At 61.8% G+C, this 22,544-nt stretch carries 28 protein-coding genes; 12 read left to right on the plus strand and 16 right to left on the minus strand.

The annotated features are described in order from the left end of the window. Window positions 1-23 precede the first annotated feature (23 nt). The 7 genes from SynPROS71_RS13795 (at window position 24) to SynPROS71_RS08445 (ending at window position 6,113) form a co-directional block, all read left to right on the plus strand. Complete coding sequence (locus SynPROS71_RS13795) at window positions 24-164, plus strand: hypothetical protein (RefSeq protein ID WP_222929527.1); 141 nt, start codon at window positions 24-26, stop codon at window positions 162-164. Continuing rightward, window positions 161-1,684, plus strand: a complete 1,524-nt coding sequence (gene zwf / locus SynPROS71_RS08420; protein ID WP_186594457.1) for a glucose-6-phosphate dehydrogenase — start codon at window positions 161-163, stop codon at window positions 1,682-1,684. Before SynPROS71_RS13795 ends, zwf begins: the two co-directional genes overlap by 4 nt. A 43-nt stretch (window positions 1,685-1,727) precedes the next feature. Continuing rightward, on the plus strand, window positions 1,728-3,011 hold the full coding sequence (locus SynPROS71_RS08425; RefSeq protein ID WP_186594459.1) for a glucose-6-phosphate dehydrogenase assembly protein OpcA: 1,284 nt from the start codon (window positions 1,728-1,730) through the stop codon (window positions 3,009-3,011). 44 nt (window positions 3,012-3,055) lie between these two features. Continuing rightward, on the plus strand, window positions 3,056-4,453 hold the full coding sequence (locus SynPROS71_RS08430; protein ID WP_186594461.1) for a cobyrinate a,c-diamide synthase: 1,398 nt from the start codon (window positions 3,056-3,058) through the stop codon (window positions 4,451-4,453). Continuing rightward, on the plus strand, window positions 4,402-4,752 hold the full coding sequence (locus SynPROS71_RS08435; RefSeq protein WP_186594463.1) for an acylphosphatase: 351 nt from the start codon (window positions 4,402-4,404) through the stop codon (window positions 4,750-4,752). The genes SynPROS71_RS08430 and SynPROS71_RS08435 overlap by 52 nt, the downstream gene beginning before the upstream one ends. Before the next feature lie 81 nt (window positions 4,753-4,833). Continuing rightward, window positions 4,834-5,427 carry a histidine phosphatase family protein gene (locus SynPROS71_RS08440; RefSeq protein ID WP_186594465.1) on the plus strand — a complete coding sequence of 198 codons (594 nt, stop codon included), beginning with the start codon at window positions 4,834-4,836 and terminating at the stop codon, window positions 5,425-5,427. Next, entirely contained in the window at window positions 5,427-6,113 is a 687-nt protein-coding gene (locus SynPROS71_RS08445) for a GAP family protein (RefSeq protein ID WP_186471427.1), read from the plus strand. The genes SynPROS71_RS08440 and SynPROS71_RS08445 overlap by 1 nt, the downstream gene beginning before the upstream one ends. Here the strand turns inward: SynPROS71_RS08445 and SynPROS71_RS08450 are convergent. The 4 genes from SynPROS71_RS08450 to folD are packed head-to-tail and all read right to left on the minus strand — an operon-like array spanning window position 6,100 to window position 9,951. Further along, complete coding sequence (locus SynPROS71_RS08450) at window positions 6,100-7,572, minus strand: AAA family ATPase (RefSeq protein ID WP_186594467.1); 1,473 nt, start codon at window positions 7,570-7,572, stop codon at window positions 6,100-6,102. The genes SynPROS71_RS08445 and SynPROS71_RS08450 overlap by 14 nt on opposite strands. Further along, entirely contained in the window at window positions 7,569-8,075 is a 507-nt protein-coding gene (locus SynPROS71_RS08455) for a divergent PAP2 family protein (RefSeq protein ID WP_186597991.1), read from the minus strand. The genes SynPROS71_RS08450 and SynPROS71_RS08455 overlap by 4 nt, the downstream gene beginning before the upstream one ends. Before the next feature lie 2 nt (window positions 8,076-8,077). Next, on the minus strand, window positions 8,078-9,016 hold the full coding sequence (gene crtE, locus SynPROS71_RS08460) for a geranylgeranyl diphosphate synthase CrtE (protein ID WP_186594468.1): 939 nt from the start codon (window positions 9,014-9,016) through the stop codon (window positions 8,078-8,080). A 53-nt stretch (window positions 9,017-9,069) separates the two neighbouring features. Next, window positions 9,070-9,951 carry a bifunctional methylenetetrahydrofolate dehydrogenase/methenyltetrahydrofolate cyclohydrolase FolD gene (gene folD, locus SynPROS71_RS08465; RefSeq protein WP_186597992.1) on the minus strand — a complete coding sequence of 294 codons (882 nt, stop codon included), beginning with the start codon at window positions 9,949-9,951 and terminating at the stop codon, window positions 9,070-9,072. A 71-nt stretch (window positions 9,952-10,022) separates the two neighbouring features. Here folD and SynPROS71_RS08470 point away from each other — a divergent pair, with 71 nt between their 5' ends. Further along, a complete protein-coding gene (locus SynPROS71_RS08470) occupies window positions 10,023-12,128 on the plus strand; it encodes an HDIG domain-containing metalloprotein (protein ID WP_186597993.1) in 2,106 nt (701 codons plus the stop codon). Here the strand turns inward: SynPROS71_RS08470 and SynPROS71_RS08475 are convergent. The 6 genes from SynPROS71_RS08475 to SynPROS71_RS08500 all read right to left on the minus strand — a co-directional run bounded on the left by SynPROS71_RS08475 (window position 12,125) and on the right by SynPROS71_RS08500 (window position 14,843). Continuing rightward, complete coding sequence (locus SynPROS71_RS08475) at window positions 12,125-12,715, minus strand: RluA family pseudouridine synthase (protein WP_186597994.1); 591 nt, start codon at window positions 12,713-12,715, stop codon at window positions 12,125-12,127. The genes SynPROS71_RS08470 and SynPROS71_RS08475 overlap by 4 nt on opposite strands. Before the next feature lie 64 nt (window positions 12,716-12,779). Further along, the gene (locus tag SynPROS71_RS08480; protein ID WP_186594470.1) at window positions 12,780-13,181 is read right to left on the minus strand and encodes a hypothetical protein; all 402 of its coding nucleotides are present in this window, start codon (window positions 13,179-13,181) and stop codon (window positions 12,780-12,782) included. A gap of 21 nt (window positions 13,182-13,202) precedes the next feature. Next, window positions 13,203-13,526, minus strand: a complete 324-nt coding sequence (locus SynPROS71_RS08485; RefSeq protein ID WP_186594472.1) for a hypothetical protein — start codon at window positions 13,524-13,526, stop codon at window positions 13,203-13,205. A gap of 13 nt (window positions 13,527-13,539) precedes the next feature. Continuing rightward, window positions 13,540-14,082 (minus strand): hypothetical protein, encoded by a 543-nt coding sequence (locus SynPROS71_RS08490; protein WP_186594474.1) that lies wholly within the window; start codon window positions 14,080-14,082, stop codon window positions 13,540-13,542. Window positions 14,083-14,149: 67 nt separating this feature from the next. Next, complete coding sequence (locus SynPROS71_RS08495) at window positions 14,150-14,449, minus strand: MTH1187 family thiamine-binding protein (protein ID WP_186471432.1); 300 nt, start codon at window positions 14,447-14,449, stop codon at window positions 14,150-14,152. Between the two features lie 127 nt (window positions 14,450-14,576). Further along, complete coding sequence (locus SynPROS71_RS08500) at window positions 14,577-14,843, minus strand: hypothetical protein (RefSeq protein WP_186594475.1); 267 nt, start codon at window positions 14,841-14,843, stop codon at window positions 14,577-14,579. Between the two features lie 85 nt (window positions 14,844-14,928). Here SynPROS71_RS08500 and SynPROS71_RS08505 point away from each other — a divergent pair, with 85 nt between their 5' ends. Next, window positions 14,929-15,390, plus strand: coding sequence for a hypothetical protein (locus tag SynPROS71_RS08505; RefSeq protein WP_186594476.1), 462 nt, complete (start codon window positions 14,929-14,931; stop codon window positions 15,388-15,390). 68 nt (window positions 15,391-15,458) lie between these two features. Next, window positions 15,459-15,665, plus strand: coding sequence for a hypothetical protein (locus SynPROS71_RS08510; protein ID WP_186594477.1), 207 nt, complete (start codon window positions 15,459-15,461; stop codon window positions 15,663-15,665). Window positions 15,666-15,678: 13 nt separating this feature from the next. On the opposite strand, the gene SynPROS71_RS08515 is transcribed toward SynPROS71_RS08510, so the two are convergent. The 3 genes from SynPROS71_RS08515 to SynPROS71_RS08525 all read right to left on the minus strand — a co-directional run bounded on the left by SynPROS71_RS08515 (window position 15,679) and on the right by SynPROS71_RS08525 (window position 16,541). Beyond that, window positions 15,679-15,960 carry a 2Fe-2S iron-sulfur cluster-binding protein gene (locus SynPROS71_RS08515; RefSeq protein ID WP_186582875.1) on the minus strand — a complete coding sequence of 94 codons (282 nt, stop codon included), beginning with the start codon at window positions 15,958-15,960 and terminating at the stop codon, window positions 15,679-15,681. Window positions 15,961-16,043: 83 nt separating this feature from the next. Further along, window positions 16,044-16,205: a hypothetical protein gene (locus SynPROS71_RS08520; protein WP_186594478.1), complete on the minus strand. Its 162-nt coding sequence runs from the start codon at window positions 16,203-16,205 to the stop codon at window positions 16,044-16,046. A 90-nt stretch (window positions 16,206-16,295) separates the two neighbouring features. Further along, window positions 16,296-16,541, minus strand: coding sequence for a Nif11-like leader peptide family natural product precursor (locus tag SynPROS71_RS08525; RefSeq protein ID WP_186594479.1), 246 nt, complete (start codon window positions 16,539-16,541; stop codon window positions 16,296-16,298). A 220-nt stretch (window positions 16,542-16,761) separates the two neighbouring features. On the opposite strand from SynPROS71_RS08525, the gene SynPROS71_RS08530 reads away from it, so the two are divergent. Next, window positions 16,762-17,151, plus strand: coding sequence for a signal protein (locus SynPROS71_RS08530; RefSeq protein WP_186594480.1), 390 nt, complete (start codon window positions 16,762-16,764; stop codon window positions 17,149-17,151). On the opposite strand, the gene SynPROS71_RS08535 is transcribed toward SynPROS71_RS08530, so the two are convergent. Both SynPROS71_RS08535 and SynPROS71_RS08540 read right to left on the minus strand, forming a co-directional pair. After that, on the minus strand, window positions 17,141-18,001 hold the full coding sequence (locus SynPROS71_RS08535) for a carbohydrate ABC transporter permease (protein WP_186594481.1): 861 nt from the start codon (window positions 17,999-18,001) through the stop codon (window positions 17,141-17,143). The genes SynPROS71_RS08530 and SynPROS71_RS08535 overlap by 11 nt on opposite strands. Before the next feature lie 4 nt (window positions 18,002-18,005). Continuing rightward, window positions 18,006-19,628 (minus strand): 2-isopropylmalate synthase, encoded by a 1,623-nt coding sequence (locus SynPROS71_RS08540; RefSeq protein ID WP_186594482.1) that lies wholly within the window; start codon window positions 19,626-19,628, stop codon window positions 18,006-18,008. Window positions 19,629-19,755: 127 nt separating this feature from the next. Between SynPROS71_RS08540 and SynPROS71_RS08545 the strand changes: the two genes are divergently transcribed. After that, window positions 19,756-21,324, plus strand: a complete 1,569-nt coding sequence (locus SynPROS71_RS08545) for a glycoside hydrolase family 57 protein (RefSeq protein WP_186594483.1) — start codon at window positions 19,756-19,758, stop codon at window positions 21,322-21,324. On the opposite strand, the gene crtL is transcribed toward SynPROS71_RS08545, so the two are convergent. After that, window positions 21,291-22,544 (minus strand): lycopene beta cyclase, encoded by a 1,254-nt coding sequence (gene crtL / locus SynPROS71_RS08550; protein ID WP_186594485.1) that lies wholly within the window; start codon window positions 22,542-22,544, stop codon window positions 21,291-21,293. The genes SynPROS71_RS08545 and crtL overlap by 34 nt on opposite strands.

The following is a 22,544-nucleotide window of genomic DNA, read 5'->3' on the forward strand; positions in this document are numbered from 1 at the left end:
GTCTGCCTCGCCGTCTGAAAACGATGGAAGCCCGCCTGATGGCGGGCTTTTTTGATGCACAGGTGCTGGGAACAGCCAGCAACAAAAACATGGCGGGTTGTTCTAGAGCACTGTCAGGACGGAAATTCCTGGTTAAACCTGCGACAGAACGATCTGTGCCATGAGCGCAACGATGACGAACCCGCTGAGGGTCGGACTGCGTCAGGAGCGAGTCATCGCACCCCAGTGCCTTGTGATCTTCGGTGCGAGCGGTGACCTCACCCATCGGAAGCTGGTCCCAGCCTTATTCGAGCTCTTTCTGCAGCGACGCTTGCCGAGCGAATTCGCCCTTCTTGGCTGCGCCCGTCGGCCCTGGAGCGATGAAGAGTTCCGCCAGAAAATGGCCCAGGCCATGGAGAAGACGGTGAACGAGAACCGCGTGGCATGGGACCAGTTCGCAGCTGGCATGTTCTACGAGCCGGTGGATCTCCAGCAGCCCGAGGATCTGGTGAAGCTGGGTCACCGGCTCGACAGCATCGACCGCCTCAGGGCAACCCGCAGCAACCGCACCTTCTATCTTTCGGTCTCACCGAAGTTCTACGGCAGTGGGTGTCGGGCATTGGCCGATGCCGGCCTGCTGAAGGATCCTCAACGCAGCCGTGTGGTGATTGAAAAGCCCTTTGGACGGGACTACGGAAGCGCCCAGGCCCTGAATCGCATCGTTCAAAGCTGTGGCCAGGAAAACCAGATCTTCCGCATCGACCACTATCTGGGCAAGGAAACGGTGCAGAACATCATGGTTCTGCGCTTTGCCAACACCATTTTCGAACCGATCTGGAACCGGAATTACATCTCCAGTGTTCAGATCACAGCGGCTGAAACCGTCGGCGTCGAAGAGCGTGCCGGTTACTACGAAACGTCCGGTGCATTGCGCGACATGGTGCAGAACCACCTGACGCAGATGTTGGCGATCACGGCCATGGAGACGCCGGGCCGTTTCGACCCCGAGGCCATTCGCAGTGAAAAAGCCAAGGTGCTGCAGGCAGCCCGTCTAGCGGATGAAAACGAGCCTTGGAATTGCTGTATTCGCGGACAGTACGGACCGGGTGGCACCCAAGAGAATCCCCTGGCCGGATACCGACAGGAACCGGGGGTGGATCCCAACAGCACCACAGAGACCTACGTGGCCATGAAGCTGTTCATCGACAATTGGCGGTGGCAAGGGGTGCCGTTCTATGTGCGCACCGGCAAGCGACTGCCGAAACGTCTCAGCGAAGTGGTCCTCACGTTCCGGGAAGCGCCGGTTCACTTGTTTGATGCCGCAGGCGGCGGTCCCACCGCGAACCAGCTGATCCTGCGCATCCAACCCGACGAGGGTGCTGAATTCCGTTTCGAGGTGAAGTCCCCCGGATCAGGTATGCGCAGCCGACCCGTGGAGATGGAATTCTCTTACGACGAATCCTTCGGGGAACCCTCCGACGAGGGTTATGTGCGTCTTCTTGCCGATGCAATGCTCGGCGACCCCACCCTGTTCACCCGCAGCGATGAAGTGGAGGCCGCCTGGCGTCTCTACACCCCCCTGCTTGAGCTCATTGAAGACAGCCCCTGGCAGCTGCCGATTCATCCCTATGAGTCACGAACCTGGGGGCCCGCAGCCTCTGACGCTCTGATGGCCCGCGATGGCCTGCTCTGGCGCCGTCCCTGATTGTTCTCGATTGACACCCATCCCCTTCCCCACCAGCTGAACCATGTCACCCCAGCTCACGCTTCAGACCCCCCTCGAACTCCCCCCCGCGGAGGTCCCCAGCTACCTGGAACAGCTCTGGTCACGCGACCAACAGGGGGGCGTTGGATCCCATACGTTCTGTCTGCTGATCTGGCAGCCGTCCTGGGTGGAACAGCAGCTGGTGCGGACCGGTCGCCTCGAAGGACCAATCACCGGGGTGCAGCGCGCCGAATTGATTCAGGCCGGTCGCCAAGCCGTGGTGGATGGAGATCTGCCGTTGAGTACATCACCCATCACCGCGCCGGTGGCAGCGTGCCTGAGCAGCATGGGCGGATCCCAGCAAGCTGATGACCTCAGGGGCCAACACATCGATGCAGCTCTCAGCGCCCTCAGGCCACGTCGGCTGATCACCCTGGCCCCAAGCCTGGATGACCAGCAGGCCCTGGAAACCCTTGTTGCCGCTTACTGCCCACTGCCTGAGGAGGGGGGTGGAACCGTTGCCTGCGGTGATGTGGTGGTTCTGCGCGGGGGCCAACCTTCGCTGGAAGACGGCCTCTCCATCCTGCAACCACTGCTTCCTGAGGATCTGCCCTCTTGGGTGTGGTGGAACGGCGCCCTCGATGAAGCGCCCGAACTTCTGATGCAGCTCGCAGGCACTCCCCGACGCCTGATCATTGATTCGGCACTGGGTGATCCCGGGTTCTGCCTGAATCTGCTGGCCACAAGGATCGAAAGCGGCCAGGCCGTCAACGACCTCAATTGGCTAAGGCTCGGAAGCTGGCATCAAACCCTGGCCATGGTGTTCGATCCGCCGAATCGTCGAAATGCCCTCAGCCACGTGGTGCAGCTGGACATCGACGTGGAAGGAGACCATCCGGTTCAAGGACTCCTGTTGGCCAGCTGGATCGCTGATCGTTTGGGATGGCATCTGCAACGCACCCAGCATCACGATGACCACAGCATCAGTGCTGAATTTGTGAGAGCGGATGGCGTCGCGGTGCAAATGCGCGTCTCGCCAGTGCCCATGGGACAGCCCAGCATTCACCCTGGCCAGATCGTGGGACTGCGCCTGATCTGTAAACCCGAGGACAAACCAGCAATCTGCGTGATCCTCTGTGCAGAGTCGGGGGGCTGCATGCGCCTTGAAGCCGGTGGGATGGCGAGCATGGAGCTGATTGAAGAAGTGGTCGCGGTTCAGCCCATGCCGGTCGAGGCCGATGTGGCCAAGCTGCTCGAGGGTGGACATGACTCCACCAATCCGCTGCTGGAAGCTGCTGCCCCTCTGGCTGCCAAGCTGATCAAATGATGTCCCGCTGAGCGGGGCCAACGTTTCGCTGTTCCGCTCAGTTCATGGCCTGTGTGATCGCTGCTCCGGCCAGCGGCAGTGGCAAAACCCTGCTGACTCTCTGCCTGATCGCCTGGGCGCGGCATCAAGGAAAGAGCATCCAGCCCTTCAAGGTGGGGCCGGACTATCTCGATCCTCAGCTGCTCAGCCTCAGTGCAAACAGAGTCTGCCGGAATCTCGACCTCTCCCTCTGCGGCAAGGAGTGGGTCGATCTCAGTTTCCGAGGGTTTGGCGGACGGTGCGACATGGCCGTCGTCGAAGGCGTGATGGGTCTGTTTGACGGCATCGGAGCCAGCTCCGAAGGGAGCACGGCTGCTGTGGCAAGGCATCTGAACCTGCCCGTGGTGCTGGTGGTGGATGCCGGCAGGCAGGCCCGATCCCTAGCGGCAGTGGTGCGCGGGTTCCAGAGCCTGGAACCGCGCGTGAACTTGGCGGGGGTTGTGCTCAATCGCGTGTCCAGCCAGCGCCATCGTGAGCTTCTGGAGAGCGTGCTCGACGAAATCAACGTTCCCTGCCTGGGAAGCCTGCCGAAGGACGCGAGCCTGAGTCTTCCCAGTCGACACCTCGGCCTGGCTCCGGCCCATGAGCTCGGACCGATGCAAGAGCGGATCGGTCGCTGGGCAGCGCTGGCGAGCTCCCATCTGAATCTGCAGAGATTCGAACCGTTACTGAGGGCACCTGCCGCCGGCTCGGATCCCATCCAAACCGTTCTGGCCCCGGTCCTGGAACAGCAGCCCAAACGCACGCCCATGCCTGTGGCGGTCGCCCAGGACGAGGCCTTTCACTTTCGTTACCCAGAAATGCAGGAATGCCTGGAAGCCATGGCCATGCCAGTGATTCCTTGGAGCCCATTAGCGGATGAGCCGCCACCACCCCAAGCCTTGGGACTGGTGCTACCCGGTGGATTTCCAGAACTGCATGCAGAGTCACTCAGTCAATGCCAGCGCAGCCTCTCGGCCCTGAAGCAGTGGATCGCCCAGAAACCCCTCTATGCCGAATGCGGCGGCATGCTGATGCTGGGTGAGTCACTGAGTGACGCCGAGGGGACTCACCATCCCATGGCTGGCGTGCTGCCCTTCCGCGCAGAACGCGGAGCGTTGCAGGTGGGCTATCGAACGCTGTCCGCAGCGCACGATGGCTTGATTCTGCGCGCAGGGGAAAGCTTGAAAGGGCATGAATTCCACCGGTGGCAATTGAGCAAAGAATCCGGAGATTTCTTGGGAAAGGCGAAACCTTTATGGCAGGTTGATGGGTGGAAAATCTCGCGGAGAAACGAGGGATGGAGCCTTCCGACCCTGCACGCCAGCTGGGTACACCTCCACTGGGCCGGCTCCTCGACGACCTCATGCCGATGGCGCGCCGCTCTCGAAACCGCGGCGAGGCGGAACGCGGCCGTTTCCTGAACCGAGGCAAACACAAACCCACACTCTTGAAGGAACGTTGGCGCTTCCTCGTGGAGGGCAAGGTTCAAGGTGTTGGATTCAGGCAAGGGTGTTGCCGTCGCGCCATGGATCTTGGCCTGAGCGGCTGGGTTCGCAACCTCCCCGATGGCCGGGTGGAAGTGCAGGCCGAAGGGACTCCCATGGCGCTCAGTGACTTGCGGCTTTGGTGTGAGCGCGGTCCCACTGATGCGCAGGTGAGCCTAGTGAGGCCCTCGCAGATGCCCATCACAGGAGCGGACTGGTTCGAAATCCGCAACTGAGCATGCACTGAGGTGACACCGGCGACACCTCCATTGGTCGCGCTGCTGGTCACAATCCTGTTAAGTCGTTGCCAGTGATCTATGGCCGAACATCGTCAGCTCTGGCTGTTGCGCCATGGCGCCACGGAATGGGCCAAGAACGGACGCCACACCGGCAGCACAGACCTTCCCCTGTTGCCGGAAGGGGAGGATGAAGCCCGACGCCTGGCGCCGACGCTGACAAGCCAGACCTTCGCAGCCGTCTTCAGCTCCCCTCTGCAGCGCGCCCGTCGCACTTGTGAGCTCGGCGGCCTCGGAGACCGCCTGACCGTGATGCCGGAACTGCTCGAATGGAATTACGGCGACTACGAGGGGATCACCACGCCGGAGATCCGCAAGACGGTGCCGGGCTGGACCGTCTGGAGCCATGGTTGCCCCAACGGCGAGGATGCGGAGGCCGTGCAGAAGCGCTGCGAAATCGCCATCCAACGCGCCCTGGAGGTCTCCGAACCAGGAGATGTGGCTCTGTTCGCCCACGGACACCTGCTGCGAGCGCTGGCTGGAACCTGGCTTGGTCTGGGTGCTGTGGGTGGCAGCTTGTTGAAGCTCGGTACAGGAAGCATCTGCGTGCTGGGATTCGAGCGCGAAAACCGTGCGATCGTTCGTTGGAATGCTCCGGCCGACGGCCGGTTCTGATGAGCGACACCACTCTCTGGGCGGAACTGCTGGCCTACGGCACGGGCATCGGCCTCTCGCCAATCCACATTGCCGTTCTGCTGCTCCTGTTGCTGGGCCCCCAGCCCCTACGCCGCGGTGGCTGGTTTGTTGCGGGCTGGGTGGTCACCACCCTGCTCACCGCAACCCTGCTGGTGACCGTGGGCCACACCCTTGTACTCGACATGAGCCATGGCTCTCATCACCGCACGGGCCTTGACCTGCTGGCGGGAGGAGCCTTGGTGGCCATCGGTGGCAGGGAGCTGCTGCGTTCCTTCGCCGATGGAGCCGAACCACCGGCCTGGACCACCAGCATCGACCGCTTTGTGGCCATGCCGTTGCCACTGCTCCTGCTCCTTGGCGCGGCGGGGGAGGTGATCAGTCCCGACGACCTCGTGCTCTTCGCCAAGTCGGCTGGCGTTGTTCTCGCAGCCCAGCTGCCCACCTGGCAGGAGATCGTGGGATTGGCAGCCTTCACAATCGGAGCAAGCCTTTTTCTCCTGGCCCCACTGATCGCCGTGATCATCGGACGGGACAAGGTGATTCCAATCCTCGAGAAAGGCAAGCAAGTGCTGTTTGCCCGAGGCGGACTGGTGGTGGGGGGCGTCAGCCTGGGCCTGGGAGGCTATCTGGGATGGCAGGGAATCAGCGGTCTCAGCCTGCTCTGAGGGCTTGGGCCCAACGTTGGGTGGCCCCTTCAGAACCCGTGCGGCCTGCCATCCAAACCCCCTGACGGGCCCGGCTGACGGCCACGTAAACAAGCTGCCGGCGCAGATCAAGGTCTTGGGGCCAGAACACATCGTCTGCAACGAAGACCTCCCCAAAACTGCTGCCTTGACTGCGATGCACGGTGAGTACAGCGGCAGGTCCCAGCGACGCGAACGCATCACGCACCAGGAAATAACGGCGCCAGAGCGGACGTCCCCCCTGCTTACCAGCGTCACGAGCCTGCGTGCGCAACTGCTGGAGCAGGGCATCCAGCTGCTGCCTGGCGGGGGTGCCGGCAGGCGGTTGCAGGCGCAGATTGAGCTCGAGCTCCCCGCTACGCACCCGTGCATTCAGGGTTTCAATCACAGGTGCACCAAGACCAGCCAGCGCGAGCTGGGCATCGCCGGCCACACCGAATTCCGCCAGGTCACAGCGTTCAGGGGCGACATCCTCCACCACGAGTTCCCGATTGGAACCCAGCACCAGATCGGGCTCCTCTCCGGTCTCGCCACCATCCCGTGAGGCCGGGGCCATCACCGCGGTGCGGGTGATCAGCACCTCACCCGGCAACACCGCCATCTGATCGGCCATCTCGCCATGAATCGCCCGGCGCGCGTGGGGAACCAGCAGCTCAAGCCTGCGGTTGGTGTAGCAAAGAATCCTGGCTGCATCAGGGTTATCGCAGGCTGCCGCCTGACGCAGAGCCTCCTGAGCGCGACTGAGCCAATCGGAGCGGTTCATCACCCCGACCTGGCCCAGATCCGTGCGCACCGGAGCCAGAAGCGGTGGCACCTCACAGGGCAGGCGGCCATCACGCAGACAACTGGCCAACTGCAGCACGGGGCCTTGATGGCGCACCACCTGCTTTAGGCAGGCATTCACGGCCCGCGTCATGGCAAAGACAGGGCTGTCGCTTTCTCCCACCGGCGGCAGCTGGGCCGGATCCCCCACAAACACCAGTCGGGTGCTGAAGGTGTGGGCGCACTGCAGGGCGATCGCCAGCAATGAGCTGTCCACCATGGAGGCTTCATCAATCAGCACCAACCCGAGATGCTCAAGGGCTGCGGCCGTCTGCTCGGTGGATTCACACAGTTCACGATCCCCCTGTCGTTTGAGCTTGAGGCGCAGCAGACGGTGAATGGTGGATGGGTACCAGGTTGGGCGCAGACCCTCAAGGGCCAGGGCCTGCCTGAGCACACCCACAGCCTTGTGGGTCGGGGCGACGACAGTCCAGCAAAGACCTCTGGCTTCCACCTGCTGGAGAAGACGCATCGAAAGGAAGGTCTTGCCGCTGCCGGCGAAACCACTCAGCACAAACGGGACGGTTGCATCGGCTTGATGAAGCCAGTCAGCGAAGGCATCGGCGGCCTGTTGCTGATCACTGGTGAGAGCCAGCTCGGAATGGGCGGGCGAGCTCACCCGAACGCCTGGGACAGGACGTGGGCCAGATGCAGGGGCGAGCCGACAAACACAATGCCTGGAAGAGCGATTGCTGGGCCGAGCAGGCTTCCGACCAGCACCTCGAGCCTGGAGTGACCCAATCGTTCTTTGAGGGGTTTGTCAGGGGATGGATCCCAGAGATTGCTGGGCAGAGCGTTCACTCTCTCGGCGGTGAAGCCCGCCGCCCGCCGGACGCCACTGGCGTCGTACATCACCACAAAGGCCACTGTGGAGGCCAAAGCGAAAGCGGGGGAGTCAAATCCATTGAGCCAACCCACGGCAGCGGCTGTACCGGTCACCAGTGCCGAATGGCTTGATGGCATTCCTCCGGTTTCAATCAACACCTGCGGGCGCCAGCGGCGCTGGGTGACCAACTCGATGAACAGCTTCGACAGCTGCGCCAGCCCGCAGGCAGCGAGCCCCCAGGCCAGGGAGGCGTTATCGAGAAGCTGAAGGGGCGCGCTCAACGAGGCAAACAGCATGGTCAACGGTCCCGGCTCGCCACGTAGTCAGCGAGAGCCAACAGCGGCTGAGCCTTGGACTTCCAAGGTTCGAGAGCCGACTTGGCCTGGGTCACCAACTCAAGAGCGCGAACCCGCGACGGTTCGAGACCAAGAAGTTTCGGATAGGTGGTTTTATCAGCTATCAGATCCTTACCCGCTGTTTTACCGAGCACTTCACTGCTGGCCGTGACATCCAAAATGTCGTCCACGATCTGGAAGGCCAGGCCAATTCCATTGGCGTATGTGCGCATGGCATCAACCTGATCGGCATCAGCACCGCCGATCAAAGCACCGGTAACGACACAGGCCCGGAGCAGAGCAGCGGTCTTGTGGAGATGGATGTATTCCAGTGTTTCCAGATCAACCTCGCGACCCTCACTTTCCAGATCCACCACCTGGCCACCCACCAGGCCCGGTGCGCCAGATACCAGTGAAAGCTCAGCCACCACCTTCAGCAACCGTTCAGCCGGAACCCCCGGACTGCGCACGGCCACCATTTCGAAGGCCCGGCTGAGCAGAGCGTCGCCAGCGAGAATGGCCATGGCATCGCCGTAGACCTTGTGGTTGGTGGGGCGACCACGGCGCAAATCATCGTTATCCATGGCCGGCAGATCGTCATGGATCAGCGACATGGTGTGAATCATCTCCAGAGCCACTGCCGTCGGCATCGCCAGGGAGGCATCACCGCCAACCAGCTCACAGGCTGCGAGGCAAAGGATCGGTCTGAGTCGCTTGCCTCCAGCCAGGAGGGAGTAGCGCATCGACTCACGAAGAGACTCCGGTCGTTCAGGACCTAAAGCCGCATCCAGGGACTGCTCGACAACGTCGCGGGTCTTGGCCAGGTAGGCAGCGAAGTCAAAACCTGCCTGATCCTCACCCAACGGCGTGACACCTTCAGGGCTTCTCGCCGTGGCGGTCATGAAGAACATGATGCTGGCCGGATTCTGTCAGGCCGCAGGTCCCATCAGTGCGATCACGGCACCAGGTCATCAAGATCGTGATCGAGCTGATGGCGTCGGCTCCAGGCCAGCACAGTGTTCACCAGAAGCATGGTGACGGTCATCGGACCGACGCCGCCCGGCACGGGGGAAAGGGCTGCAACCAAGGGCTCCAACTCGGCAGCGATGACATCTCCGCACAACCCACCCTCGGGTCTGCGATGAATTCCCACATCCACAACAACGGCACCGGGGGCTACATGCTCAGCCCCAATCATTTCCGGACGTCCCGCTGCGACCACAAGGATGTCGGCCTGACGGGTGAGGGCAGGCAGATCGCGGGTGCGGGAGTGCGCCACGGTGACTGTTGCGTTGGCCGCCTGAAGCATCAGGGCCATCGGCTGGCCCACAAGGATGCTGCGTCCCACCACAACAGCCCGTTTGCCGGAGGGATCAATGCCCTGACTGCGCAACATGGCCATCACGCCTGCGGGCGTGCAACTGCGGGGACCTGGCTCACCTTTCAATAGCCGTCCAAGGTTGAGTGTGTGCAGGCCATCGGCATCCTTGTCGGGATCGATTGCTGCCAGAAGAGGGGTTTCATCGAGGCCTTCCGGCAGGGGCAGCTGCAGCAAAATTCCATCCACCCGCTCATCGGCATTGAGCGCTCGGATGGCCTTCAGAAGAGTCTCCGGTTGCGACGAAGCAGGCAGGTGCGCCCCGAAGCTTTCCACTCCCACTCTGGCGCAGGCTTTCTCCTTGTTGGCCACATACACCGCACTGGCGGGATCATCACCCACGCGCAGAACGGCGAGACCCGGCGGGCGGCCGGCCTGAGCACAACCCCTACGGACCTGCTGTGCCAGTCGTTGTTCAAGCTCCTTGGCCAGAGCTTTTCCATCCAATCTGAGGGCCATCGCCGACTGATGCATGTGAAACCAGCATGCCGCTCCAGCAGAGCTAGCGTTTCATCTGAAAGCATCCGCCAATCTTGCGTTCGCATCCCCTAGCAAGGTTCTGGAGATCTTGGCTCAGGAGTGAATCTCCTCGGCGGCCGGTGCTGCGCTGGAATCGCCTTCAACGCGGTGTTCTCCTGGCGCTGTGCCTGCTGGTGGCGCTGATCTCGAGTTGGCCGTGGCTGGTGGAGCCAGACATTCGACCGGGGCTAACAGCACCGTTTGACGCAGTGGCACCCAAGGATGCACGGGTGGTCGACAGCGAAGCGCTGAAGCAACGACGATCGAGCTTGGTGCCGAGCACGCTGGTTCAGGTGATCGACAACCAGCAGGACCAGCAACTGCGCATGCGTCTCGAGCGCTATCTGGGAGAGCTGGAACGGGTCGCCAGCAGCGACGATGCCGAACGGATCGGCCCGGTGAACCTGAGCGCCGAAGAACAGGACTGGCTTGAGGAGCGCTTACCGGATGAACGCCTGAAATGGGATATGGGTCTGCGCCGGGCGCTGGAACGCATGCTCAGCCAGGGATTGGTCAACAACCTGGCCGAAGAACAGCTGCGTCAGGCCACATCCCTGCAGCTGGAGGAACTGGGACCTGCAGATGCGCCAGCGCGAACCCTTGGCTCCAAGCTGCTCACCACCACCTTGCAGGGTGCCAGCAATCTCAAAACCGATCCGCAACGCAGCCAAAGGCTGATCGAGAAGCTGATCACCCAGCAAGGCATCCCAGTCATCGAGGTCAGCCAGGGTGACCTGATCACGCAGAAGGGCGAACCGATCAGTTCCCAGGCCTACGACGTACTCGATTTCTTCGGCCTGGTGAACCGCAGACCCAAACTGGGAATCTGGCTAATCCGGTTTACAGAATCCCTCGCCGCCTGCGGGATTCTCCTGCTCGTGATGCGCCGCGAGCGCCCTTGCCTCGAAGCGCCCCATGGACTGTTGGCCCTGGGGTTGCTGCTGATCTCTCAGGCCTGCAAGGTCTGGTTCGGCGCGGCCGTAAGCCCACTGGCGGTGATCGTGCCCCCCACGTTGCTTCTGGCCCAGGGCCTTGGAACCAGCAGCGCCCTGGCGTGGATGGCCGTTGCCAGCCTGCTCTGGCCCACACCGGTGACGGGGCTTGGGGAGGGGCGCCTGCTGATTGCCGCGGCAACAGCCACCGTGGCCGCCCTTCAAGCGGGCAGGCTCAGAAGTCGTGCCCAGCTTCTGCAACTGGCGGTGCTCCTTCCCCTCGGAGCGCTTGCTCTGGAGCTGCTTCTCCCCAACAGGACTTCAGGATCCCTTGTGGATCAAGACTGGAGCCGACTGCTTCCCAACTCGGGAGATCTGGCATCCGAAGCCTTGTTGCTGGGCCTGCTGATGATGCTGGCGATCCTGGTCATTCCCCTGCTCGAGAGTTCCTTTGGTCTGCTGACCCGGGCAAGGCTGATGGAGCTGGCCGACCAGGAACGCCCCCTCCTGCGCCGGCTCTCCTCAGAAGCTCCAGGCACGTTCGAGCACACCCTGATGATCTGCAGCTTGGCCGAGGAGGGCGCGCGCGCAATCGGTGCCGATGTGGATCTGATCCGCACTGGGTCGCTGTATCACGACGTTGGCAAGCTGCATGCGCCGGATTGGTTCATCGAGAACCAGACCACCGACCACAACCCGCACACGGAACTCAATGATCCAATCGCCAGCGCGGGTGTTCTGCAGGCCCATGTGGATGAAGGCCTGAAATTGGCCAGACGCCACCGCTTGCCCAGGCCGATCGCTGACTTCATTCCCGAGCATCAGGGAACTTTGCGGATGGGGTATTTCCTGCACCAGGCACGGCTGAAAGATCCCGAGATTTCAGAGAAGCGATTTCGGTATCACGGCCCAACTCCTCGCTCCAAGGAGACCGGAATCATGATGGTGGCTGATGGTTGCGAGGCCGCCCTGCGCTCCTTGCCGCCCGACACGAGCGATGCGGAAGCCCGAGCCACCGTGAAACGGATCGTGGAAGCGCGGCTCAGCGATGGCCAGTTGCGTCAAAGCGGCCTCAGTCGCGCGGAGCTCGAGCTTGTGATGCGGGCATTTGTGAAGGTGTGGCGCCGCATGCGCCATCGCCGCATTCCCTACCCGATCCCAGCCAAACGTCGATTCACGGCTTAACGGTGGGCCCAGGCTGGCTCAGGAGCACGCACCCGCAACGGATGGCGGGGATCATCAGGATCAGGAAAACGCAAGGCCATCGCCCTGAGCCGCAGCCCCCCGGCTGCACACCCTGGGTTGTAGATCGGGTCCCCGATGATCGGATGGTGCAGGGCTGCCAGATGGGCGCGTAGCTGATGGGACCGGCCGGTTCTTGGGCAGAGCCAGAGACGCGTGCTGTTCTCCATCAATTGCAAACGACGCCACAGCGTGAGGCATGCCTTCCCATCGGGATGAATGCCGTAGGTGGGCGGTTGACGCTTCAGACGCGCCAAAGGGAGATCAATCCGTCCGCTGAGAGTCCCCATCTGTCCCTGAACATCGGCGAGGTACAGCTTTCTGACCCTTCGCGCTGCAAACAAAGCCCCCAACAACCGGTGTGTGCCTGGGTCCTTCGCCAGAAGCACGAGTCCCGAGGTGTCGCGATCGAGGCGATGCACCAGGCGTAGATCTGGGCACGCAAGCTGAAGGCGACTGATCAGCGAATCCTGCTGGTGAGTCCCCAGACCGGGTTGGCACAGCAGTCCTGCCGGTTTGTCCACCACCATCAAACGTGGATGATCGAGAATGAGGGGCAGCCCAGCCAGCTGGCGGTCTGCCGAAATCCCTGGCCTACAGGCGGCCACCGCGTCGATGCGCTGGACGGCACCAGTAGATGAGAGCCAGCACGTTCACAAGCCCAAGCGCGACCGAAGCAAATCCGAGGGGGCGGGCCTCAGGGCCGAGCACCAGGCGCACGATCCCGTAAGGCAAGGCACCACCCAGAGCCATGGACAGGGCCACGATGGTGAGAATCACCCCCCAGCGCCGCTGCGCCAGCAGTCCGGCCGCCGCCACGATGCCCACGATCGCTGCAGGCCAGGCCAGCGAAAAGGCCAGAGTGATGTTGGTGATTTCAAGGCCTGTGGATTGATCAGGCTGGAAGGCCCCCCAACCGATCACGGGTAAGGCCAGGAGATTGGCCAGCAACCCAATCCAGGTCATCAACCAATACCCGCGCAGCCTGGGCCCCATGGAGTCAGCGTGCAAACTTGCTCACCGTAAGGGGCCGTGGCCGCCGCTCTTCTCATCGTCGGCGTGCAACACGGATTCCAGGGTGCTGAGCAGCATCGCAACGGCTTCATCACGATCCATGGCGCCCTCAGCAACCCGACTGATCCAGGCGTGGCAGAGCGCTTCGATCTGCTCAAGCAAGGGGCCTGTCGCCTGCAACGCCTCACTCACGCGTTCGGACGCGTCTTGATCAATCTCAAGACGATCCAGCACCTGATAAAACTGACCATCGTTGCCGAGATACGTCAGGTGACCCGCATCATCCAGTTTTGGTGCGGTGATGGGAGTGACTGATGGATCGTCCATGGTTGCTTCAGCCTCACGGAGTGTCGGGGGAGATCGCTGGGGGAGCCGACACAGAGGCCCGAGGCAAACGATCGGCGCAGAAACGGCGAAACAGGGCTTCAACCTCCCTGGGAGGCAGACTCTGCACCAAGCGGGCTTCAATCTCTTCACGCTGCTGCGACTGGTGATAAAGACGGAGCTCCTGAAACGTTGTTCTGGATCGGGCTTCAATGGCCTCCAGGGCATCATCGATCTGATGGTCGGCGAGAAGGGCACCGCCGCGGCAGTGCTGCATCACGTGCGCGGATTCATGGGCAAGCACCACCCAGATCTGCTTGGGGTCGTTGTCCAGATTGTTGGCACAGAGAAGGAGAGCGTTGCGCTGCGAATGAAACGCTCCCAAAAGCGAGGGTGGGCAATCTTTGGCCACCATCGTGTCGGTGCCGGCACGCCGAATCAGAGAGGCATAGCGGCCAATGCGATCCCAGCTCTCCGCGCGCACTGGCCGGGAGGCCAGAGACGCAAGAGAGACCATCGCCAGCACTGCAGCAACGGAACGACCAAGCCGACAACCCATCCATCAATCCCACTCCTGCTCCCATTAGAGACAAGCGAGACACGAACAGGCTGAAGGTGCGGTTCTTCTACTGATTCAACCGCTGAACGCTGGCCACCTTGTCCCGGAAGGACTGCTCGCGATCAATGCGCGTGTTGACGCGCAACGTGGCATGGATCCTCGGAACCCCGCTGTGATGCAAGCGCTCATGACAAGCCTTGACGCAGGCAAAAACGGCATCCCAATCACCCTCAATCGCTGTCCCATCGGGCCCCAGCTGATGCTCAAGACCCGAAGCCTCAATCACCTCCTGGCAAACCGCTACGTAGGGCGCAAGGGACACCCCCACACCGAGCGGCACGAGGCAGAGATCAACGCTCACGCGCATCGGTGGCTCCAGTCATGTCCTGTCATGGTTAGTCAGGAGCTCAGACAGATGCAAGCCCATGCAACAGGCCAGACTTGCCCAAGCGGGGGCGGCAAGGCCGGCGAGAACCCCAGCGCTGCGGAGCTCCTTAGGGAGCTCCAGTTTTTTTCGACCGGTCACCGTGCCCGATCAGGCAAGCGCTGGGATAGCTAAGCGTGCGCCAGTCACCGGAACTTGTCTGAACTTCAAGCCCGATCCCCTGTTCAAAAGCTGACGGGGAGCGTCCTTGCCCTTCACACCAACGGCTGGCGGCCGCCTCCGCAGCAGCAATCGATTCATACGGCGCATCCAGCACTGGATGGGGAGTGCCATCCAGTGATACCAATCGATAGAGGGCGTGTTTGGAGTCGGGCACTATTCCACTTTCGCAACTGTCACCAGTGTTCCATGCTTCCGAAGGGTGCGCCATCCCGGGAGCCGAATCCATCCACCCCAACGCCATGACGAGCCACGTTCTCACCAACGCCTACGAGGCCCTGCTGAGCTGCGCCCCAGCCCCTCTCTTTCAGAAGGCCAGAGACCTCTACCTCAAGAAGTACGCCCTGGATGGCCGCAAGAGCGAAAGCCCCTTACGCCTGTTTGTGGCCCGCGAAAACCTCAACGAAACCATCAGCCCCGACCCAGAAGCCCCGCCCCATGGACGCATTGCCCGCCTCGAAGCCAGAACCGAGGAGCTCGCCTTGGTCCACTGGCAGAACCCAGAACCCGCCGATCACAACGCTGTTGAGCACTACCTACGCGAAACCTGGGATCTCACCGACATTGCGCTCCACTCCTGCGACGACCCTTGGTTTCGAGATGGCGGCCACCAGCAGCGACTGACACTCCCGACGCCCCTGCTCTGGACGCGGGAAGCCCGTTACCAGGACGTCGAAAAAACTCTGGAGGAGGAAAACCCATAAAAAGCTGAAAGCCAGCGCACGAACGCGCGAGCCTGGCTAACCCGGAATTAAGTCTCAGTGGATCAAAGATGAGAACACCCCTCCCGGAGCGCTACGTTCTGCGCCACAGGGGCAGCGGCCAGTATCTGCGGGTCAATGACCAAAGCCAGCAGATCGAGGCGATCGAAAGCCCCGAATCCGCTTGGAATTTCCACAGCCATGAAGGGGCCATCACCCATGCCCTCTGGATCGGCGAGGTGCATGGACAAACCCCTGATGTGGTGAAGATGCGCTGAGCATCCAACGCGATCAGAGCTCGTCTTCGACCTCAGGCTTGATGGTGCAATCAGCCATGGGGTAGCTGACGCAGAGCAGGGCGTAACCATTCCCCATCTGCTCATCATCCAGGAAGCTTTGATCTGACTGATCAACGCTTCCGCTCAACACCTTGCCGGCACAGGTGCTGCAAGCACCGGCACGGCAAGAATAAGGAAGGTCGACACCCTGCTCTTCTGCGGCATCAAGGATGTATTGATCGTCTGCGCAGGAAAAGCTCTTTCCGCCCTCAAGGGTGATGGTGAAGGATGCCATGGGATTTCAAGCAATCAGTTCTTTGGTAGTGATCTACGACTCAGAGAGCAGCACTGCGTGCGTGATCCCTGACGGATCAACGCTCAACGCTGGCCAATCAGGTCTTCCCAAGTCAGGAACTGACGACTATCCACTTGATCCATGGATGAAGTCCATTGATCGCGAAGGGGACCAACTTCTTCGTCGAAGCACTCAGGAGCGTGATCGGCGGGGCGACTTCCCGACCATTCTTGCCAGAACGACATCTCAATCTCTGATCTTGAGACCAGCATTGAGTTTCCGCTTCGAAATATCCGTGTCCAGGGCTACCTGAGAAGGTGCACAGGGGCACAAAATCAACCCTGAATGAAATGGCGCAATCGCCTGGAGTCTTCAGCCATCCTGCGTTGCAACTCAGCCGACGGGGCATGAGCCTCTTCCCTGGCCTGAGCAGAGAACACATCCTCCTCGGTGATGTGAAGGCCGTGCTCACGAGCGAGCTCGATCAGAGCTTCAACAGACACAGGCTCGGCCAAGCTGGCTGCCAGAGCCGCGTCGGTCTCACGGAGGCGTAGGAAGGCATCAAGATCTTGGAGCGACATTCGCTGCTGATGTTGAGGCCCACCATTCCATCACCACACGTTGCTGAGACTGCTTCAACCCGGTTCAGATTGGCGATCCAACGCCTGAGCCCGGTGCTTCTCAGAGCGGCCGGCGCGGTTCTGACGCCAATTGGGGGCGACGGAAGCAGCGATCCGAACTCCCCAGGGTTCCGTTACAGAATGGCCGTTCCAGGCGGCAACTTGAAGCTGCTCAATACCGATGCGTGAGCGCCTCCTGCTCTTGATTCCAGTTGCCGGCTTCAGCTGTTTGCTGGTGTTATTCATGGTGTTCTGGCAAGCCATCCAATACCAGAACAACCGATTGCAGGGCCTCACGAATCGCTTGAAAGATCTCGAACAACGCGAAGAAGTGAACAGCCGGCAGCTCTTGGAGCAGCAGCTGGGCATGTTGAAGACCCGTCAACAGAAGCTGCAAACAGACATCCAAAGCTTGCAGAGCTTTCAGCGTGAATCCGCCAAACGGGAGGTGCGCTTGCTGGAGAGCCTCAGCCAAGGCGACACCCTTCCATCCACACCGAAAGGACGATCGGCCGACGAGCCGGCAATCCCCAATCCCGTCACAACCGATCCATCAGCCCCTAGCCCTTAACCGCATCACCACTGGCGCTTGGAAGGATGAAGCGCTGAAGAATCACAAACAGGATCAAAACCGGAAGGATCGACACCACTGACCCCGCCGCGACGACACGCCAGTCGTTCGAGAAACTGCTGGCAAGCTGCTGCAGTCCGAGGGGCAGAGTGAACAGCTGGGGATCATCAAGGATCACCAAGGGCCAGAGGAAGTCGCTCCACGTTCCGATGAACACAAACATCGCCAATGTGATCAGGTCGGCCCGGGCCGCCGGAATCATCACGTTCCACCATTCACCCAGCTTGCTGCAGCCATCGATGCGAGCGGCTTCCTCCAGTTCCACCGGCACGCCAAGAAAACTTTGACGCAGAAGGTAGAGGCCAAAGGCGGTTGCAGCCTGGGGAATCACGAGGGCTAGGAGGGTGTTTCTTAGGCCCAGCTGCACCATCAGCAGATAGAGAGGAATCATCACCACCTGGAAAGGGATGAGGATGGTGGCGACCACGAGGGCCAGAACCAGTCCCCGTCCTGCAAATTGCATGCGCGCCAAGGGATAGGCCGCCAGCGAGCAGAACAGAAGATTGGCCACCACAGCCACCAGGCTCACGATGGTGCTGTTCAGCAGGTATTGCCCCAGAGGATTGTCCTGGAACAATCGGCCATAGGCGTCGAGGCTCGGTTGCGCCGGTAGCAACGCCGGAGGGCTGGTGAAGATGTCCTCGGCCGGGCCTTTGAGCGACGTGCTCACGAGCCAAAGCAGCGGCACCAGCACCACCAAAGCCAGCAGGATCAGCAACAGAAGCTGAAGCACGGTGAGAAGCGTGATGCGGTCCTTCGCCAGTGCGCGGGTCTTCTGGTGACGGGCCATCGGATCAGAGGGTGGGGCTGGCATCCAAAGGAGTGGCATCCCGCTGGGGATGAAGGGTTGGGTTCAGGGACCCGGCCACCAGGCGATTCAGGGCATTCACAAAAGCCTGAGCGGCAGCCACCACCACGTCGGTGTCGGCAGCATGGCCGGAAAAGAGCTGACCGTCACGTCTCAGCCGGATCGTGACCTCACCCATGGCATCAATGCCCTCGGTGACGGACTTCACCGAAAACTCCATCAGTTCGTTGGGTTCACCGGCCAGTGCATTGAGGGCACGGCACACGGCATCCACAGGGCCTGTGCCAATCGCGGCCTCACTCTGTTCTCGGCCCTCCTCATCGAGCAGGGTGACGGTGGCCGTGGGCTGCAGGTTGGTACCGCAGCTCACCTGCACAGACTTGAGCTGATAGCGGGCATCGGGTTGCTGAACCTGCTCGCTCACGATCGCCTCAAGATCGCGATCGGTGATGTCGCGCTTGCGATCAGCCAACTCCTTGAACCGGGCGAAGGCGTCGTCGAGGTCTTCACGACTGAGGTCGTAGCCGAGCTCTTCGAGACGGGCACGCACCGCACTGCGGCCGCTCAGCTTCCCGAGGGAGATCCGGTTGTCCGAGAGACCAACCGTGCGGGCATCGACGATCTCGTAAGTGAGGCGATTTTTGAGAACGCCATCTTGGTGAATGCCCGATTCATGGGCAAAGGCATTCGCACCCACGATTGCCTTGTTGGGCTGCACCACCATGCCGGTGAGGTTGGAGACCAAACGCGACGTCTTCGTGATCTCCTCAGTGCGCACACCTGTTAACGGGGTGGGGGAGTCGTCCTCTCGGCCGAAGAAGGGATTGAAGTAGCGGCGACGCACATGCAAGGCCATCACCAGCTCTTCCAGAGCCGCGTTACCGGCGCGTTCGCCGATGCCGTTGATCGTGCACTCCAGCTGGCGGGCGCCGTTTTTCACGGCCTCCAGGAAGTTGGCCACAGCCAAACCGAGATCGTTGTGGCCATGCACTGACAGCACGGCATCGCCGATGTTGGGCACGTGCTGATCGATACCGGCGATCAAGGCGCCGAACTCGGCTGGTGTGGTGTAGCCCACGGTGTCGGGGATGTTGATCGTGCTGGCGCCGGCGGCAATGGCCGCTTCGATCACTTCATACAGAAATTCGGGGTCACTGCGACCGGCGTCCTCGCAGGAGAACTCCACGTCGTCGACCAGAGAGCGGGCGTAAGCCACCATCTCGGGCACGATCGCCAACACCTCCTGGCGGCTCTTGCGCAGTTTGTGCTCGAGGTGAATGTCGCTGGTGGCGATGAAGGTGTGAATGCGGCGGCGAGGTGCAGGGGCCACCGCATCCGCGCAGGCCTTGATGTCCCCGCGGGAAGCGCGGGCCAGGCCGCAGATGATTGGCCCCTGCTCTCCACCCACCTGCTGGGCGATGCGCTGAACGGCATTGAAATCGCCAGGACTGGCAAAAGGAAAGCCCGCTTCGATCACGTCGACGCCAAGCCGCGCCAGTTGCTGGGCAATGGCCAGCTTTTCCTCGAGGTTGAGGCTGGCGCCCGGCGACTGCTCACCATCCCTGAGGGTGGTGTCGAAGATCAGAACGCGGCCTGGATCATGGGCCATGGCAACAGCCTCGACGCGATTTAGTCGGAATGACTATGAGTTAGCCCACTTTAAGGGAACGGACCTGGGAAAACCCAGGGAAATGGCCCTGATGCCGGGTACATTCATGCCACTGCACAGGGGGATAGTGGCCAACGGAGCTCTCGCGCTCGTTCTCCACGCCCATCTTCCTTACGTGCGCGGAGCTGAACCGCAGTCGCTGGAAGAGGACTGGTTTTTTCAGGCCCTGATCGAGTGCTACCTGCCGCTTCTGGACACCCTGGAGGCAGCGGCAGCCGATCCTTTGCAAGAGGCTCGGCTCACCATGGGCCTGTCGCCCACCCTGCTCTCGCTGCTGGCCGACCGCACCTTGCAATCCCGGTTTCCCGCCTGGGTTGAGGCCAGGCTGAGGCTGCTGGAGCAAGCACCCAAGGATCGACGGGAGGCAGCCAACGACCTCGGCCTGTCATTTCAAAAACACCTGAAGGCCTGGAAAGCCTGCGAAGGCGATTTGATCAGCCGCTTCGCGGCTTTGCAGCGGCAGGGGGTGGTGGATTTACTCACCTGCGGGGCCACCCACGGCTATCTGCCCCTGCTGCGGGAACACCCGGAAACCGTGCGCGCCCAGCTGCGCACGGCCGTGCGCGAACACCACCGCCTGATCGGCGAACGACCGCTGGGAATCTGGCTGCCGGAATGCGCGTATTACGAGGGCCTCGACCGCTGGATGCGGGATGCCGGCCTGCGCTATGCGGTGTTGGATGGCCATGGCCTGCTCCACGCTGAGCCCCGTCCGCGTTATGGGGTCTATGCCCCGATCGTGAGCCGGCAAGGCGTGGCATTTTTCGGGCGCGACAGCGATGCCACCTTGCCGGTGTGGTCCGCAAGGGACGGCTACCCCGGTGATCCCCTGTACCGGGAATTCCACCGAGATCTGGGCTGGGATCTACCCGCAGCACAGGTCGAGGCCCATGGCCTGCCCACTGGACGTCCACTGGGTCTCAAGCTGCATCGGGTGAGTGATCCGAGCGGGGGTCTTGATGGCAAATGCCCCTATGAACCGGAGAGAGCACGCCAGCGAACACAGGAGCATGCCAAACACTTTCTGCAGGGTCGGCGCGAACAGCTCGAGCGCTTGCAGGCGGGCATGGCCACCGAGCCCCTCCTGGTGGCACCATTCGATGCCGAACTGTTTGGCCACTGGTGGTTTGAGGGGCCGCACTTTCTGCGGGAGCTCTTCCGTCAGGGGCCTGCAGAAGGCGTGCGCTTCACGAGCCTGCGCGGGGTGCTGGCTAGCAGCCCGAACCTGCAGCTGTGTGCACCGTGCCCATCCAGCTGGGGACGGGGAGGGTTTCACGATTACTGGCTCAATGAAACCAATGCTTGGATCATCCCTGAATGGAGCCGGGCCGGGCGGGCGATGGTGGAGCGCTGCAGCCGCGGCGTGGGAAGCGAAGCCGATCTGAGGCTGCTCCACCAGGCGGGCCGAGAGCTGCTGCTGGCCCAGTCATCCGATTGGAGCTTCATCCTGCGGGCCGGCACTACCACCGAACTCGCCAAGGAGAGGATCGAGCGTCACCTCGCGCGCTTCTGGCGGCTGATGGCGGCCATCGACCGGCGCGAAGACCTACCCGAGCATTGGCTGGAGGACGTGGAAGCTGAAGACGCTGTGTTCCCGCTGATTCAGCCGGCCGACTGGGTGAGCATCGGCAACTGAGAAGAAGAAACACCCAGCACCAACCCCCGCCGCAACTCCCAAGGGGATAAAGCAAACAAGCGCAGCATCACCGCCATTAAGCGCGGCAACGGCAGGGTGTTGGTGAGGAAGCCAAACCACTCCTCCCGGGGCAGAGAGAAGAAAGTAGAGAAATGGGTGCGCAATAGAGCTTCGTTGAAGCCCATCAACCGCCCCAGCCCAAACTGATAAAGCTGATGGCGCAGCACCAGCTCCATCGGCCAGAGCGCCTGCCAACCCCGTTTTGCCAAGGCCGCTGAGCTCAGGTTTGGATTGGCAAGGGCATCCGCTAAGGATTGGGCCAGATCAGGCCCCCGCCGCAGCAGCGCTCCCACCATGTAGCCCGAAGCCGGATGCACCATGCTCGCCGCACCACCAAAAGCCAGCAGCGGCTGGCTCCGGTCTGGCAGCGGCAGGTTCATCGGGAAGAGGCAGAACTCCTCATGGATCACCTCGGTGATCTGCACGCCCCGCTGATCCAAGCGCTGCTGCAGCCGTTGCTTGAGCACGTCGTAGGGCACCCCCGGTGCCAATGCGAGCGACGTCTCCTCCACAAAGAACAACCCATCGCCCAGATCCATCGCGTACAAAAACGTGGGTGGTTCGCTGCGCTGTTCCTCACTGAGGTGATCGCAGCGGTAGTCCATCAGCACAAACCGATCCGCTTCAATCGGCGGCTTGGAGAAACGCCCCACCACGCCGTAGGCCGCCTGCCCAGCCACCGGTCCCTGATCTGGCCGGCGAATGTGGGGCGTGCGCGAGCCGGAAGCATCGATCACCAGGCGCGCCTGCAACATTGTTCCCGATGCGCAGATCACGTTGGTGGTTGCACCAGCAACCTCCACCCGTTCAGCCGTGTCTTGATGCCACACCACACCCTCAGCTCGCTCCAGCCAGTAGCGCTGCAAGGCAGCACGATCAAACAAGCCGTAGTCGATCCCGTGGGCATGGCTCTGATCCTGAGCCGTTGAGCCGCCTGCATCGAAATAACTGACGGTGTCGCTCCAGCGGTGCTCCAGCAAGTGCTCGAGCCCAACCATCTTCAGTTCATCAGCCCAAATGCCGTAGGTGTTCGGCCAGAGGGCATCCACCGGATCGGGGGCAATCCCCGCAACAGCCACACCGCGTTGGTTCAGTTCCGAGGCGATGCAGAGGGCGGCAGGGCCGCCCCCCAGCACCAACACATCCACCGGCTCAGCCAA

Origin of the sequence: Synechococcus sp. PROS-7-1 (assembly GCF_014279795.1) — a bacterium.
Lineage (GTDB): Bacteria > Cyanobacteriota > Cyanobacteriia > PCC-6307 > Cyanobiaceae > Synechococcus_C.